The following is a 13,812-nucleotide window of genomic DNA, read 5'->3' as shown; positions in this document are numbered from 1 at the left end:
CGCGATTTGAGGCTTTCGCGCCGGAAAATCGATGATAAACTTATACCAAATGGTAAAAAATTGCCGGCACGTTCTTGGGGCAGGGCCGAAGCGGGCAAGAAGGGGATCGCAGGCCAATATGGACAATATTGCCATCGAATTGCGCGGGATCGACAAGAGCTTCGGTCCGGTCCATGCCAACAAGGACATCAATCTCAAGGTTCGCAAGGGCACGATCCACGGCATCATCGGTGAGAATGGCGCCGGGAAATCGACGCTGATGTCGATCCTCTACGGCTTCTACCAGGCCGACAACGGCGAGATATTCGTCGACGGCAAGGAGGTCGCCATTCGCGATCCGAACACGGCGATCTCCGTCGGCATCGGCATGGTCCACCAGCATTTCATGCTGGTGGAGAATTTCACCGTGCTCGAGAACGTCATGCTCGGCGCCGAGGACAGTCAGATCCTCAACAAGGGCATCGCCAAGGCGCGCCAGGAACTGAAGCGGCTCGAACGGGAATATGCGCTCGAGGTCAATCCAGATGCGCTGATCGAGGAACTGCCGGTCGGCCTGCAGCAGCGGGTGGAGATCCTGAAAGCCCTCTACCGCAGGGCCGACATCCTGATCCTCGACGAGCCGACCGGCGTTCTGACCCCGGCCGAGGCCGACCATCTCTTCCGCATCCTCGGCCAGCTCAAGGCTCAAGGGAAGACGATCATCCTGATCACCCACAAGCTGCGCGAAATCATGGCGATCACCGACGAGGTCTCCGTCATGCGCCGCGGCGAGATGGTCGCGACCCGCACGACGCGCGAGACCTCGGTCGAGGAGCTTGCCGAGCTCATGGTCGGCCGCCGCGTGCTGCTGCGCGTCGAAAAGGGCGAGGCGAGCCCCGGCGACGTGAAGCTTGCGGTTGAGGGGCTGACCGTCAAGGACAGCCGCGGCGTGACCATGGTCGACGACGTCTCCTTCGAGGTCCGCGCCGGCGAGATCGTCGGTATTGCCGGTGTTGCCGGCAACGGCCAGTCGGAACTGCTCGAGGCGATCGCCGGCATCCGAAAGGCGACCTCCGGAACCGTGCTTTTGAACGGCAGGTCCGTCGATGTGACGGGGCACAGGGATCCCGCCGAGCTCCGAGCCCGCGGGCTGGCGCATGTCCCGGAAGACCGGCATCACGTCGGTCTGGTCCTCAAGTTCGAGGAGAGCGAGAACGCCATTCTCGGCTACCACAACGACCCGCGTTACCTGAAGGGCGCCTTCCTCGATATCGACGCGATCCGCAAGGATGCCGAGGAGAAGATCGCCAAATACGACATCCGTCCGCCGAATGCGCGGCTGAAGACCGCCAATTTCTCCGGCGGCAACCAGCAGAAGATCGTCCTTGCCCGAGAGATGGAGCGTGGCCCCGATGTGCTGATCATCGGCCAGCCGACCCGCGGCGTCGACGTCGGCGCGATCGAATTCATTCACAAGCGGATCATCGAGATGCGCGACCAGGGCAAGGCCGTGCTGCTCGTCTCCGTCGAGCTCGACGAAATCCGCTCGCTTTCCGACCGTATCCTGGTGATGTTTGCCGGCCGCGTGGTCGGCGAGCGCAGCCCGGAGGCGACGGAGGGCGAACTCGGCCTGCTGATGGCCGGCGTCGAGGGCCGCAAGGAGGCCGCAGAATGAGCACACCCTATGCGAAGCTCCCGGGCTGGGTCGAATATGGCCTCATCCCGCTGATAAACCTTGCCGTCGCCTTCCTCGTCGCCGGTCTCGTCGTGCTGCTCGTCGGCGAGAATCCGTTCGAGGCCGCCTACCACCTGATCAATGGCGCCTTCGGCCGCGGTGAATATATCGGCTTCACGCTCTACTATGCGACCACCTTCATCTTCACCGGGCTTGCCGTCGCCGTTGCCTTCCATGCCGGGCTCTTCAACATCGGCGGCGAGGGCCAGGCCTATGTCGGCGGCATCGGCGTGGCGCTCGCCTGCCTGTGGCTTGACCAGGTGATGCCCTGGTACGTGGTCTTTGCGCTTGCCATTCTCGGTTCGGTGTTCTTTGGGGCGCTCTGGGCCTTCCTGCCCGGCTGGCTGCAGGCCAAGCGCGGCAGCCACATCGTCATCACCACGATTATGTTCAACTTCATTGCCTCGAGCCTGATGGTCTATCTGCTGACGCGCGTCCTGAAGCCGCTCGGCTCGATGGCGCCGCAGACGCGGACCTTCGCGGAGGGCGGGCAATTGCCGAAGCTAGACTGGCTGCTGTCGATCTTCGGCCTCAATGTCGGAACCGCGCCGTTCAATATCTCCTTCCTGCTGGCGCTCGCCGCCGCCTTCGGCGTCTGGGTGCTGATCTGGCGCACCAAGCTCGGCTACGAGATGCGCACCATGGGCCATAGCCCCTCGGCTGCCCGCTATGCCGGCATTCGCGAAAGCCGCATCACCGTCATCACCATGATGATCTCCGGCGGCCTAGCGGGGATGATGGCGCTGAACCCGATCATGGGCGAGCAGTTCCGCATGCAGCTCGACTTCGTCCAGGGCGCCGGTTTCGTCGGCATCGCTGTGGCGCTGATGGGCCGCTCGCATCCGGGCGGCATCATCCCCGCGGCGATCCTCTTCGGCGTCCTCTACCAGGGCGGCGCCGAGATCGCCTTCGAGATGCCGTCGATCTCGCGCGACATGATCGTCATCATCCAGGGTCTCGTCATCCTCTTTGCCGGCGCGCTCGAAAACATGTTCCGCCCGGCGATCACCCGCGCCTTCGCCATGCGCGGCCAGCGCGCGGCCGCCGTCGTCCAGACCAAGGGGGCCTGAAGCCATGGATTTCTTCCACGTCCTCGTGGTGCTCCTCGAATCGACGATCCGCGTGTCCGTGCCGCTCGTCTTTGCCGCGCTCGCCGGCCTCTTCACCGAGCGTGCCGGCGTCTTCGACATCGGGCTTGAAGGCAAGATGCTCGGCGCCGCCTTCGCGGCCGGTGCCGTCGCCGCCGTCACCCAGTCGGTCTGGATGGGGCTCCTCGCGGCTATCCTCATCTCCATTCTTCTGTCGCTGGTTCACGGCTATGCCTCGATCACCCAGCGCGGCAATCAGATCGTCTCGGGCGTTGCGATCAACTTCATCGTTGCCGGCTCGACGGTGATCCTCGGCGAGGCCTGGTTCCGCCAGGGCGGCCGTACGCCGGCGCTTGCCGAGGGCGCCCGGTTCCAGACGATCAATCTGCCCGGCGCGGACGCGATCCGAGATGTGCCGGTCCTCGGGCCGATCTATGCGGACCTGCTCTCCGGACATTTCCTGCTCACCTATCTCGCCTTCGCCATGGTCCCGGCAAGCTGGTGGATCCTCTACCGCACCCGCTTCGGACTTCGCCTGAGGGCCGTCGGCGAGAACCCTGGCGCGGTCGACACGGCCGGCATCTCGGTAATCTGGCTAAGATACCGCGCGGTCATCTGCTGCGGCATCCTCTGCGGCTTTGCCGGCGCCTATCTGTCGCTGGCGATGACCGCCGGCTTCGTCAAGGGCATGACGGCGGGCAAGGGCTATATCGCGCTCGCGGCGCTGATCTTCGCCAAGTGGCGGCCGAAGAACGTCATGTTCGCCTGCCTGCTCTTCGGCTTCCTCGATGCGCTCGCCATCCGCCTGCAGGGCACGCCCTTGCCGCTCGTCGGCCAGGTTCCGGTGCAGTTGATGCAGGCGCTGCCCTATATCCTCACCGTCATCCTGCTCGCCGGCTTTATCGGCAAGGCCATTCCGCCGAAGGCCGGCGGCGTGCCCTATGTGAAGGAGCGTTAATGCATGTCGCCCAAAAGTGCGTAGCGGTTTTGGGATAATGACATGAACAACATGAGGACAGATTATGCCGAAGAATGAACTCTTCGTCGCCGCGCGCGAGGCCATGGCCAAGGCCCATGCACCCTATTCCAAGTTCCCGGTGGGGGCGGCGATCCGCGCCGAGGATGGCAGGATCTATACGGGCGCCAATATCGAGAACCTGTCCTTCCCGGAAGGCTGGTGCGCCGAGACGACGGCGATCAGCCACATGGTGATGGCCGGCCAGCGCAAGATCATGGAAGTTGCGGTGATTGCCGAGAAGCTTGCGCTCTGCCCGCCCTGCGGCGGCTGCCGGCAGCGGCTGGCGGAATTCTCCGGCGCCAGCACTCGCATCTATCTCTGCGACGAGACGGGGATCAAGAAGAGCCTGGCGCTTTCCGACCTGCTGCCGCACAGCTTCGAGACCGAGATCCTCGGATGACCGGCGCGGCTGAATTCCTGCGTGACAAACTCGGCGATCTGTCGCCGCGCCATGCCATCGTCCTCGGCTCGGGTCTCGGCTCGCTCGTCGAGGCGGTCAGCGCGCCGGTCCGCTTTTCCTATGCGGACATACCGGGCTTCCCGGTCAGCAGCGTCTCCGGCCATGCGGGCGAGCTCGTTATCGGCCGCCTCGGCGACGTTCCGGTCGCCATCCTGTCGGGCCGCGTTCACTATTACGAGCGCGGCGACGCCAATGCGATGCGTGACCCGATCGAAACGCTGAAGCGGATCGGCGTCGAGAATCTGATCCTCACCAACTCGGCCGGATCGCTGCGCGAAGATATGCCGCCCGGCTCGGTGATGCGCATCGCCGATCATATCGCCTTTTCCGGCGCCAATCCGCTGATCGGCGTCGAGAGCGACGATCGCTTCGTCGGCATGACGAACGCTTATGACGCGGCGCTCGCCGTTCAGATGGAAGAGGCCGCCGAGCGGCTCGGCATTCCGCTCGCCCGCGGCGTCTATATGTGGTTCTCCGGCCCGAGCTTCGAAACGCCGGCGGAAATCCGCATGGCCCGCGTTCTCGGCGCCGATGCGGTCGGCATGTCCACCGTGCCGGAGGTGATCCTCGCCCGGTTCTTCGGCATGAAGGTTGCGGCCGCGTCGGTCATCACCAACTACGGCGCCGGCATGACCGGTGCCGAGCTCAGCCACCACGAGACCAAGGAGATGGCGCCTTTCGGCGGCCAGCGGCTGGCGTCGATCCTCAAAGAGATGATTGCGAGCGAAGACTGATATGGCCCCTCTTCCTCAGGAAGTGATCCGCAAGAAGAGGGATGGCGGTCGGCTCGAACCGGCGGAGATACGCGGCTTCATCGAGGGCGTCACCGATGGTTCCGTCTCGGAGGGGCAGGTTGCCGCCTTCGCCATGGCCACCTGGTTCTCGGGCATGAACCGCGACGAATGCGTGGCGCTGACGCTGGCAATGCGCGATTCCGGCGAGACCCTCGACTGGAGCGCGTTCGGCCGCCCCATCGTCGACAAGCATTCGACGGGCGGCGTCGGCGACAATGTCTCGTTGATGCTGGCGCCGATCGTCGCCGCCTGCGGCGCCGCCGTGCCGATGATTTCGGGGCGAGGGCTCGGCCACACCGGGGGTACGCTCGACAAGCTCGAATCGATCCCGGGCTATGACATCCAGCCGCCGCCCGAACTGTTTCGCCAGATCGTCGAGGAGGTCGGTTGCGCCATCATCGGCCAGACCGCCAATCTGGCGCCGGCCGACAAGCGCCTCTATGCGATCCGGGACGTGACGGCGACGGTCGACTCGGTGCCGCTGATCACTGCGTCGATCCTCTCCAAGAAGCTCGCCGCTGGCCTGCAATCGCTGGTGCTCGACGTCAAGGTCGGCAACGGGTCCTTCCTGACGGATCCCGGCGAAACCGAAATCTTGACGCGTTCGCTCGTCGATGTTGCGAACGGGGCAGGGGTGCACACCTCGGCGCTGATCACCGACATGAACGAGCCGCTGGCGGATGCTGCCGGAAATGCGCTGGAAGTCGGGAACTGCCTTGCTTATCTGCGCGGCGAGAAGGCGGGTACCCGTCTCGATCAGGTGGTGATGGCTTTCGCGGCCGAAATGCTGGTCGCGGCGGGGATTTCGGCAGGCGAGGCCGAAGCTGAAGCCATGGCCCGCCGCGCCCTGCAGAGCGGCGCTGCAATGGAACGCTTCGCCCGCATGGTGCACGGCCTCGGCGGACCTGCCGATTTCGTCGATCGTCCCGACGCTTACCTTGAAAGGGCGCCGGCAATAATTCCAGTGCCCGCCATCCGCGACGGCTACCTTTCGGCGTGCGAGACCCGTGAGCTTGGGATGACGGTCATCGCGCTTGGCGGCGGGCGAACGCGCCCGGACGACCGGATCGATCATCGGGTCGGCCTTTCCGGCCTCAAACCGCTCGGGACAAAGGTCGAGAGGGGCGAGCCGATCGCCTTCGTACACGCCGCCGACCGGCAGCGGGCGGAAGGGGTGAGAGACAGGGTTGCCGGGCTCTATGTGATCGCCGACGAGCCGCCTCAACCGAGCCCGGTCATCCTCTCGAGACTTATTTGACGAGCTGGAGCGCACCGTCCTCGACACGATAAGACGATAGCCGGTTGAGGAAGGACATGCCGACGAGCATGCCCGAAAGCGCCTTGTCCGGAAGAACCATGGCCTCGACGTTCCGGAGCGAAATGCCGCCGATCTCGACGCGATCGAGGCTGACCGAGGCCGCTTCGACGATGCCGTTCGCCGTCTGCGCCCGCGCATCGAAGGAGAGGCTGCCGACGGCGATGCCGAACCGCCGGGCCAGGGAAGCATTGATGGCGATCGTGCTTGCGCCGGTGTCGACCAGCCCCTGTTCGGGCCGTCCGTTGATCCGGAACGTGCCGACGAAGTGGCCGGAGCGGTCCGCTTCGAGGACGACGGCCTTGCCGCCGGCATAGTTGGTGGCAGCCGGCGTGGCGCCCGCAGCCGCTTGCTGTGGCGCCCCGGACTCCCGGCGATCGAGATAAGTCGAGACGAGGTCCGGCACGACGAGGGCGATGGCGGCAAGTCCGCCGGCAAAGGCAATGAGACGTGTCAGCATTCTCGGCTCCTGGTCGGCTGGCGCATTTCGCCGATCTTCTGCGGAGCATTGCTAACGTTGCGCAAAAAAGCCGCCGGAAATTCCGGCGGCGTCCCGATTCTTGATCGCCTGGTTAAGAAAGAGCGAAGCTATTTGGTGCCGTACATGCGATCGCCGGCGTCGCCGAGGCCTGGCATGATATAGCCCTTCTCGTTCAGGTGGCTGTCGATCGAGGCGGTGAAGATCGGCACGTCCGGATGCGCCCCCTGAAAATTGCGGATGCCTTCGGGTGCGGCAAGCAGGCAGAGGAAGCGGATATTCCTGGCGCCCCGCTCCTTCAGCTTGTCGATTGCCGCAATCGAGGAATTGCCGGTCGCAAGCATCGGGTCGACGACGATGATCAGTCGCTCCGAGAGGTTCTCCGGCGCCTTGAAGTAATACTCGACTGGCTGCAGCGTTTCATGGTCGCGATAGACGCCGATATGCGAGACGCGGGCGGACGGCACCAGTTCGAGCATGCCCTCGAGCAGCCCGTTGCCGGCGCGCAGGATCGAGGCGAAGACGAGCTTCTTGCCCTCGAGAATGGGAGAGTCCATCTCCTCGAGCGGCGTTTCGATCCGCTCGATGGTCAGTTCCAGATCGCGCGTCACCTCGTAGCAGAGCAGCGTCGAGATCTCGCGCAGCAGCCGGCGGAATCCTGCGGTCGACGTCTCCTTCTTGCGCATGATGGTCAGCTTGTGCTGCACCAGCGGATGATCGATCACTGTCACGCCGTTCATGGCTTCACCTTCCCCGAGAATTGGCATATCCGCCTTCTTTCCATGGAATGAGCGGACGCTGCAAGGGTGTTGGCGTGCTTCCGGCGAATATCGCGGCTACATATGCAGTGCCTTGAGCAGCCTCTCTCTCGTCGGCTCGTCCACGAAGGCGGCTTCGATCGCGGTTCTCGTCATCCGGTCGATCTCGCTGTCGCCAAAGCCCATCACATGCGCGGCGATCTCATATTCCTGGGCAAGCGAGGTGTGGAAGAAGGGCGGATCGTCGGAGTTGAGCGTGACGCGGACGCCCGCCTCGTAAAGCGGCCTGAGCGGGTGCGAGAAGAAATCCGGGAACACTTGCAGCGAAATGTTGGAACCCGGGCAGACCTCGAGCACCACGCCCTCCTCGGCAAGTCGCTTGACGAGATCCGCGTCCTCGATCGCCCGGACGCCGTGGCTGATGCGCGAGGGGCGCACATGGTCCAGCGCGTCGCGGACGCTGAACGCGCCGGAAAGTTCGCCGGCATGGATGGTCAGGCCGAGACCGGCGTCGCGGACCACGTCGAAGGCGCGGGAAAACTCGGCGACGCTGTGCAGCCGCTCCTCGCCCGCCAGGTTGAAGCCGGTCACCAGCGGGTGGCGGCGCATGGCCGCATACTCGGCGGTCCGGACGACCGATTCCGGCCCGAGATGGCGGATGCCGGTGATCAGCATGCGCGACTCGATCCCCCTCTTCGCCCTGGCCGCCTCCATGCCGGCCGCAAGCCCCTCGAGATAGGCGTCGGCGCCGAGCCCGATCGTGTTGCCGTGGTCCGGCGAAACGATGATTTCGCTATAGATCGTTCCCGCCTCGGCGAGTTCGGTGAGATAGGTCTCCGCGAGCAACGCATAGTCGCCCTCGGTGCGGAACAGCGAAGCGACCGCGTCGTAGCATTTCACGAAGCTGGTGAAATCCTCCCAGACATAGGCTCCCTCGCGGATGATGGCGCTCGTGTCGACGCCGTATTTGCCCGCCTGCCGCAGCGCCAGTTCCGGCGGCGTGGCGCCTTCTATGTGGCAATGCAGCTCGGCTTTTTTCAGATGTGCGGTCAAAGAAGGCTTCTCCCATATGGACCCGGCGCGATGCCGAGATGTCGGGCGACGGTCTCGCCGATATGGGCAAAACTGTCCGCAACGCCGAACGATCGGCTCCTGAGCGACGGACCGAACATCAGCACCGGCACGCGCTCGCGCGTATGGTCGGTGCCGCGCCAGGTGGGGTCGCAGCCGTGGTCGGCGGTGAGGATCACCATGTCGCCGGGCCGGAGCCGCCGGTCGAGATCGGGCAGCCGGGCATCGAAGGCTTCGAGCGCCGCCGCATAGCCCGGGACATCGCGTCGGTGGCCGTAAAGCATGTCGAAGTCGACGAAATTGGTGAAGACGAGATCGCCCTCTTCCGCCTCTTCGAGCGCCGCGAGGCTCGCGTCGAAGAGCGCCATGTTGCCGTTCGCCTTGGTGAGCTTCGTCACGCCCTGATGCGCGAAGATGTCGCCGATCTTGCCGATGGCGTGCACCTGGCGCCCGGCATCCTCGAGCCGGTCAAGGATCGTCGGCTCCGGCGGCAGGACGGAATAGTCGCGGCGATTGCCGGTTCGGGTGAAATTGCGGGGACTGTCGCCGACGAAGGGACGGGCGATGACGCGGCCGATATTGTAGTCGTCGACGAGCCGGCGAACGACCTGGCAGAGCTCCAGGAGCCGCTCGAGCCCGAAGCTCCGCTCGTGCGCCGCGATCTGGAAGACCGAGTCGGACGAAGTGTAGCAGATCGGCTTTCCGCTTCGCATATGCTCCTCGCCGTGGCGGGCGATGATATCGGTGCCGGAGGCATGGCAATTGCCGAGAATGCCGGGAACGTCGCCTTCGCGGCAGATCGCCTCGACGAGTTCCGGCGGAAACGCATCGCCCTCGGATGGAAAATAGCCCCAGTCGAACCTCACCGGCGTGCCGGCGACCTCCCAATGGCCCGACGGCGTGTCCTTGCCGCGCGAAACCTCGCTGGCGGCGCCGTAGACGCCGTAGACGCGCTCCGGCAGCGGCATACCGGCAGGAACCCGTCCGGTCGCCAGCCGCGCCGCATGGATCAGCCCGAGCGCCGACATGTTGGGGAGGTGCAGGGGACCCTCGCGCAAGCCGGCGCGGTCTCCGGCGCCGGCCGCGCAGAACTCGGCGATGTGGCCGAGCGTGTCGGCACCGAGATCGCCGAATGCCTCGGCGTCCGGGGCACCGCCGATGCCGAAGGAATCGAGCACGAAGAGAAAGGCACGCGCCATTGAACACCCGCTGGACCGGAGCGCGGGCGCGGTCCGGTGCTATTGACGAGCGCGGGAGCGATCCCGCGCAATCCCGCAGGAATAGCGCGGCGCCAAATTCAATGCAATTGAGCGGGAGGAGTGACTCAGCAGTCGGTGCATTCGATCTTCGTGCCGGAGCGCTGGCGGTAATAGGAGGTCTTGGAGAGATCGATCGTGCTCACGTTGCTCGAAAGATCCGGCGAGAAAAGCAGCAGCTCGTGCGGGACGACCAGTTCGGTGCGCACCACGAAGGCGTTTACAGCCTCGAGATCGGAGGGAACCGTGGTCGTGGAATTCGCCGGATAAGGCGTGCCGCCGTCCTGGTCGCGCGACCAGAGAACGGTGCCGGTCGTGGTGCCGTTGACCTGTATGCCGGTGATCTTCAGCGTGTAGTCCGTTCCGGCATAGGGGGCCAGGACGCTCTCCGCGACATTGTTCATGCTATCCAGGAAGTCCGTATCGACGCTCGACCCCTGGCTGACCAGATCGGCGACGGTGCTCGAGGCGCGGGCGACCTTGCGCACCACGTTCAGTCCGACCGAAAGCTCGAAAGCGCCGATATAGGCCATGATCAACAGCGGCGCGACGAGGGCGAACTCGACGCCGCCGACGCCGCGACGGTCGTGCGACAGACGCGACAGGATACGCCGGGCGGAGGTCATTCCATGCGAGCGTTCCATGGCGTCCTCAATAGTCTTCGTTGCGGAATGTTGCGGTCGCGACCATCAAATAGTCGTCCGGCATGCTGCTGCCCGCCGACCGCAAGTTGGTGACATAGGGCCGCACGAGATCGGTGATCACCTGCCAGCGGTAATAGGCGCGCACCATCGTGTATTCCTTGCCGCCGCCCGGCGCGAACTGGAAGCCGCTGGTGTCGAGATCGGAGGAATCGCCCGACCCGACCCGCGGCACCGCCGCCGGAAACTGCGACGGATCGGTGACTTGGCGAACATCCAGGTAGAGCTTTTCCGGCTCGTCGACCTCCGTCGCGGAGCAGGTCAGGAGGATGGCGATCTCGTCGCAGAAGGCTTGGCGGAACTCTGATTCGCCCATCTCCTGAGTGATCTCGCCAGTGCGGATCTTGCGTGCCAAGGTGTCGGTCGCATTGGCGAGCAGCTGCTCGCCGGCAAAGGCCACGAAGGTCTCTATCGAGGCGAAGACGACGATGAAAAAGGGCAAGGCGAGGATCGCGAACTCGATCGCCGTGCCGCCCCTTTTATCTCCGAGCAGGCGGCGAAAGAGGGGACGCGGTGCGCGCCGGTTCGCCGTGGATGCTTTCACTTTTATCGACATTGCGCCGTTCCGTCATGTCACGTCGTGAGCGAGATTCGGGAAGGGCATGCGAATTCGCCTGCACCTCCGCCTCATGCAATTGTCGATAGAATAAGCTGAGACTGTTGAAGAATCGTTTTCCAAGACCCGAAGAATTTTAGTGGTCTTGGAGAGGCCTCAGTTGCTGCTCGTAGTCGTCGCCTTGCGCTCGGCGTGGCGCTCGCAGTTCGGCGAGCAGGAGAAGACGGTACGGGTGGTCTGCTTGTAGACGCGCACGGTGTTGCCTTCGTCGATCGACACGAGGATGCGCTCGTCGACAATGGCATTGCCGTCCTGGTCGAGGATTACGAGGTTCGTGGTGCCGAAATTGCGGCCCGTCAGGACGATCGTCTTCGAATCCGCCACCGTCGCGTCGGCGACGTCCGAATTGCCGATGATCACCTTGCTCACCGGCCGATCGAGCTTCAGCACGCGCGCGTGGTCCATATAGACGCGCATCATCTGCTCCGCCGCCTGCGTTGCCCCGGCAACAAAGAAACCGAAAAGCGCGGTTGCGAGAAAGGCAAGGGTGGCGACCTGCTTGGTCGCGAAGTGCGTGTTCATGATGCGTCCCGGTGGCGAATGGCTACTCGCATTCTGGCGTGTTTTGGTGAATGAAAGGTTACATTAGTATTTCGCAATCAACCGGATCCCTTTCCGGAACATCCACCCAAGAAACAGCGGTCACGCCTTTACTTCACGCTAACCGGTTTCCTTAAGCCGATGGCAATTCGCCCCCGATAATTTCAGGGTATCCGATCAACGGCAAACAGTTGGCGGAAGTGCTGACAACAACGTGAAGTAGGAGAACCTCCATGAAGACCATTTTCGCCCGCCTGATGAAGGACGAATCCGGTGCGACCGCAATCGAATACGGCCTGATCGCCGCCCTGATCTCTGTCGCCCTGATCACAGGCGCGACGGCGCTTGGTGATCAGCTCGATTTGCTGTTCACGGGCCTTAAGGATGAGATGAAGACCGCCCAAGAAAGCATGTAATTGCGTTCCAGCTTAGCAAAGAACGTAGAGAGCCGTTTCCTTCGAAACGGCTCTCTTTTTGGACAGTAGATTGCCTCTATTGTGCAGCTTAGGAGGACGGCATGACAATTGCGTGCATTCTGGTCATTCTTCCGTTCTGTCTCGCGCTGGCAGCGTTTTCGGACCTGGTCACGATGACGATCCCGAATCGCATCTCGGCGATTCTGCTAAGCGCCTTCATCGTTGTTGCGCCTCTTGCTGGCCTGTCTATCGGAGAGATCGGTCTGCATATTGCGGCGGCGGCTGTGGTCTTTGCCGTGTGTTTCTGCCTTTTTGCGGCGAACATCATGGGCGGCGGTGACGCCAAGCTCTTGACTACAAGCGCAATTTGGTTCGGACCCACCGCTTCGCTTGCCGCATTCGTCTTGTATGTGTCGATTTTTGGCGGACTGTTAACGCTGGCCGTTCTGTTATTGCGTCGACAGGAGAACGCCATTCTGGCGAGCGGCATTCCGGTACCGCAACTTTTGCTGACGGCAAAAAAGATACCCTACGGCATCGCGATTGCGCTCGGCGGCTTTGCCGCCTATCCCTCGTCGCCGCTGATGGAAGCCGTGTTCGCTCAGCTTAGGTGACAACGGCATAGCCGCAAAACGCGGGTTACGTCTCGTTAACCGCGTTCATAAGCGATCCGTTAACTATAATTACACCATTTCCTGATCAATCTGGCCCTGGGGATTTTCAGGGGCTTAGACGATCATGAAACCGGTGCGCATCATCATTCTGGCGGTGGCCGTGGGTTCCGCGGCAATGGCCGGGCTGTTGGCGATGAAGCTCACCCGTGCTCCGGCGCAGCGGACGGCCGAGCCGCTCGTCGAGCAGGCGCCTAGCATCAATGTGCTCGTCGCCAGCAAGAGCCTGCCGGTGGGCTCGCGGCTCGGCGGCGATTCGATCCACTGGATGGCCTGGCCGAAGGACGGCCTCGCCGACGGGATGATCACTGAGGAAAACCGCCCGGCTGCAATCGACGATCTTTCCGGTGCGGTCGTCCGCCTGCCGCTCTTCGATGGCGAGCCCGTCCGCCAGGAAAAGATCGCCGACCCATCCAACCGCATCATGTCGTCGCTTCTGCCGGCCGGAAAGCGGGCCGTCGCCACGGAAATCACCGTCGCGACCGGCGCCGGCGGCTTCATTCTGCCCAATGACCGCGTCGACGTGATCATGGTGCGCAAGTCCGACGGCGATGTCTACCTGACCGAAACCGTACTCAGCAATGTCCGGGTGCTGGCGATCGATCAGCAGGTCGAGGAAAAGGATGACGGCTCGAAATCCGTAATCGGCACCACGGCGACTCTCGAGCTCACGCCCGACCAATCAAAAGTCATGACGGTCGCGCAGCAGATGGCCGAACGCATCTCGCTGGCGCTGCGCAGCGTCGCGGATGCGCAGGAAGCCGATACCGGGGCGGCCGACTATCTCCTGAGCGGCGACGGCCAGCCGAGCATTCAGGTCATCAAATCCGGCTCCATCGTCAAGAGCGATGAAGCCACCACCACGCAGAACCAGCAGTAAGACGGGACGGGCAACGTGAAGCGGAGCGGAAACACA

General features: G+C 63.6%; 16 protein-coding genes. 9 read left to right on the top strand and 7 right to left on the bottom strand.

Annotation, left to right across the window (positions count from 1 at the left end; translation table 11 throughout):
- Nucleotides 1-118 precede the first annotated feature (118 nt).
- The 6 genes from CO664_RS28465 to deoA all read left to right on the top strand — a co-directional run bounded on the left by CO664_RS28465 (nt 119) and on the right by deoA (nt 6,332).
- Nucleotides 119-1,654, top strand: a complete 1,536-nt coding sequence (locus tag CO664_RS28465) for an ABC transporter ATP-binding protein (protein WP_097527773.1) — start codon at nt 119-121, stop codon at nt 1,652-1,654.
- Entirely contained in the window at nt 1,651-2,784 is a 1,134-nt protein-coding gene (locus CO664_RS28460; protein ID WP_097540630.1) for an ABC transporter permease, read from the top strand. The genes CO664_RS28465 and CO664_RS28460 overlap by 4 nt, the downstream gene beginning before the upstream one ends.
- Nucleotides 2,785-2,788: 4 nt before the next feature.
- Entirely contained in the window at nt 2,789-3,760 is a 972-nt protein-coding gene (locus CO664_RS28455; RefSeq protein ID WP_064241806.1) for an ABC transporter permease, read from the top strand.
- A gap of 64 nt (nt 3,761-3,824) precedes the next feature.
- Nucleotides 3,825-4,220, top strand: coding sequence for a cytidine deaminase (locus CO664_RS28450; RefSeq protein ID WP_018235360.1), 396 nt, complete (start codon nt 3,825-3,827; stop codon nt 4,218-4,220).
- On the top strand, nt 4,217-5,014 hold the full coding sequence (locus tag CO664_RS28445) for a purine-nucleoside phosphorylase (RefSeq protein ID WP_097540629.1): 798 nt from the start codon (nt 4,217-4,219) through the stop codon (nt 5,012-5,014). The genes CO664_RS28450 and CO664_RS28445 overlap by 4 nt, the downstream gene beginning before the upstream one ends.
- Before the next feature lies 1 nt (nt 5,015).
- Entirely contained in the window at nt 5,016-6,332 is a 1,317-nt protein-coding gene (gene deoA / locus CO664_RS28440) for a thymidine phosphorylase (RefSeq protein WP_097540628.1), read from the top strand.
- Here the strand turns inward: deoA and CO664_RS28435 are convergent.
- The 7 genes from CO664_RS28435 to CO664_RS28405 form a co-directional block, all read right to left on the bottom strand.
- Nucleotides 6,325-6,849, bottom strand: a complete 525-nt coding sequence (locus CO664_RS28435) for a TIGR02281 family clan AA aspartic protease (RefSeq protein WP_097540627.1) — start codon at nt 6,847-6,849, stop codon at nt 6,325-6,327. The two genes, deoA and CO664_RS28435, sit on opposite strands and share 8 nt — an antisense overlap.
- A 128-nt stretch (nt 6,850-6,977) precedes the next feature.
- Nucleotides 6,978-7,607, bottom strand: coding sequence for a uracil phosphoribosyltransferase (gene upp / locus CO664_RS28430; RefSeq protein ID WP_097540644.1), 630 nt, complete (start codon nt 7,605-7,607; stop codon nt 6,978-6,980).
- Nucleotides 7,608-7,703: 96 nt separating this feature from the next.
- Nucleotides 7,704-8,678: an adenosine deaminase gene (locus CO664_RS28425; RefSeq protein ID WP_037422713.1), complete on the bottom strand. Its 975-nt coding sequence runs from the start codon at nt 8,676-8,678 to the stop codon at nt 7,704-7,706.
- A complete protein-coding gene (locus CO664_RS28420; protein ID WP_097540626.1) occupies nt 8,675-9,895 on the bottom strand; it encodes a phosphopentomutase in 1,221 nt (406 codons plus the stop codon). Before CO664_RS28420 ends, CO664_RS28425 begins: the two co-directional genes overlap by 4 nt.
- Nucleotides 9,896-10,020: 125 nt before the next feature.
- The gene (locus CO664_RS28415; RefSeq protein ID WP_097527800.1) at nt 10,021-10,578 is read right to left on the bottom strand and encodes a TadE/TadG family type IV pilus assembly protein; all 558 of its coding nucleotides are present in this window, start codon (nt 10,576-10,578) and stop codon (nt 10,021-10,023) included.
- Nucleotides 10,579-10,603: 25 nt separating this feature from the next.
- The gene (locus CO664_RS28410; protein WP_097540625.1) at nt 10,604-11,209 is read right to left on the bottom strand and encodes a TadE/TadG family type IV pilus assembly protein; all 606 of its coding nucleotides are present in this window, start codon (nt 11,207-11,209) and stop codon (nt 10,604-10,606) included.
- A gap of 156 nt (nt 11,210-11,365) precedes the next feature.
- The gene (locus CO664_RS28405) at nt 11,366-11,791 is read right to left on the bottom strand and encodes a pilus assembly protein N-terminal domain-containing protein (RefSeq protein ID WP_097540624.1); all 426 of its coding nucleotides are present in this window, start codon (nt 11,789-11,791) and stop codon (nt 11,366-11,368) included.
- A 251-nt stretch (nt 11,792-12,042) separates the two neighbouring features.
- Between CO664_RS28405 and CO664_RS28400 the strand changes: the two genes are divergently transcribed.
- The 3 genes from CO664_RS28400 (at nt 12,043) to cpaB (ending at nt 13,776) form a co-directional block, all read left to right on the top strand.
- Nucleotides 12,043-12,225 carry a Flp family type IVb pilin gene (locus tag CO664_RS28400; protein ID WP_097540623.1) on the top strand — a complete coding sequence of 61 codons (183 nt, stop codon included), beginning with the start codon at nt 12,043-12,045 and terminating at the stop codon, nt 12,223-12,225.
- A gap of 101 nt (nt 12,226-12,326) precedes the next feature.
- Entirely contained in the window at nt 12,327-12,839 is a 513-nt protein-coding gene (locus CO664_RS28395) for a prepilin peptidase (RefSeq protein ID WP_097540622.1), read from the top strand.
- A 124-nt stretch (nt 12,840-12,963) separates the two neighbouring features.
- Nucleotides 12,964-13,776 (top strand): Flp pilus assembly protein CpaB, encoded by an 813-nt coding sequence (cpaB, locus tag CO664_RS28390; protein ID WP_097540621.1) that lies wholly within the window; start codon nt 12,964-12,966, stop codon nt 13,774-13,776.
- Nucleotides 13,777-13,812: the final 36 nt, after the last annotated feature.

The sequence above is a fragment of the Sinorhizobium sp. NG07B genome (genome assembly GCF_002532005.1).
Taxonomy (GTDB): Bacteria; Pseudomonadota; Alphaproteobacteria; order Rhizobiales; family Rhizobiaceae; genus Sinorhizobium; species Sinorhizobium fredii_C.
This window is presented reverse-complemented; position numbering and strand designations above follow the sequence as displayed.

Bases quoted from the DNA above. Each gene is read 5' to 3' on its own strand.
- CO664_RS28465 (WP_097527773.1), top strand. From the start codon at position 119: ATGGACAATATTGCCATCGAATTGCGCGGGATCGACAAGAGCTTCGGT.
- CO664_RS28460 (WP_097540630.1), top strand. From the start codon at position 1,651: ATGAGCACACCCTATGCGAAGCTCCCGGGCTGGGTCGAATATGGCCTC.
- CO664_RS28455 (WP_064241806.1), top strand. From the start codon at position 2,789: ATGGATTTCTTCCACGTCCTCGTGGTGCTCCTCGAATCGACGATCCGC.
- CO664_RS28450 (WP_018235360.1), top strand. From the start codon at position 3,825: ATGCCGAAGAATGAACTCTTCGTCGCCGCGCGCGAGGCCATGGCCAAG.
- CO664_RS28445 (WP_097540629.1), top strand. From the start codon at position 4,217: ATGACCGGCGCGGCTGAATTCCTGCGTGACAAACTCGGCGATCTGTCG.
- deoA (WP_097540628.1), top strand. From the start codon at position 5,016: ATGGCCCCTCTTCCTCAGGAAGTGATCCGCAAGAAGAGGGATGGCGGT.
- CO664_RS28435 (WP_097540627.1), bottom strand. From the start codon at position 6,849: ATGCTGACACGTCTCATTGCCTTTGCCGGCGGACTTGCCGCCATCGCC.
- upp (WP_097540644.1), bottom strand. From the start codon at position 7,607: ATGAACGGCGTGACAGTGATCGATCATCCGCTGGTGCAGCACAAGCTG.
- CO664_RS28420 (WP_097540626.1), bottom strand. From the start codon at position 9,895: ATGGCGCGTGCCTTTCTCTTCGTGCTCGATTCCTTCGGCATCGGCGGT.
- CO664_RS28415 (WP_097527800.1), bottom strand. From the start codon at position 10,578: ATGACCTCCGCCCGGCGTATCCTGTCGCGTCTGTCGCACGACCGTCGC.
- CO664_RS28410 (WP_097540625.1), bottom strand. From the start codon at position 11,209: ATGTCGATAAAAGTGAAAGCATCCACGGCGAACCGGCGCGCACCGCGT.
- CO664_RS28405 (WP_097540624.1), bottom strand. From the start codon at position 11,791: ATGAACACGCACTTCGCGACCAAGCAGGTCGCCACCCTTGCCTTTCTC.
- CO664_RS28400 (WP_097540623.1), top strand. From the start codon at position 12,043: ATGAAGACCATTTTCGCCCGCCTGATGAAGGACGAATCCGGTGCGACC.
- CO664_RS28395 (WP_097540622.1), top strand. From the start codon at position 12,327: ATGACAATTGCGTGCATTCTGGTCATTCTTCCGTTCTGTCTCGCGCTG.
- cpaB (WP_097540621.1), top strand. From the start codon at position 12,964: ATGAAACCGGTGCGCATCATCATTCTGGCGGTGGCCGTGGGTTCCGCG.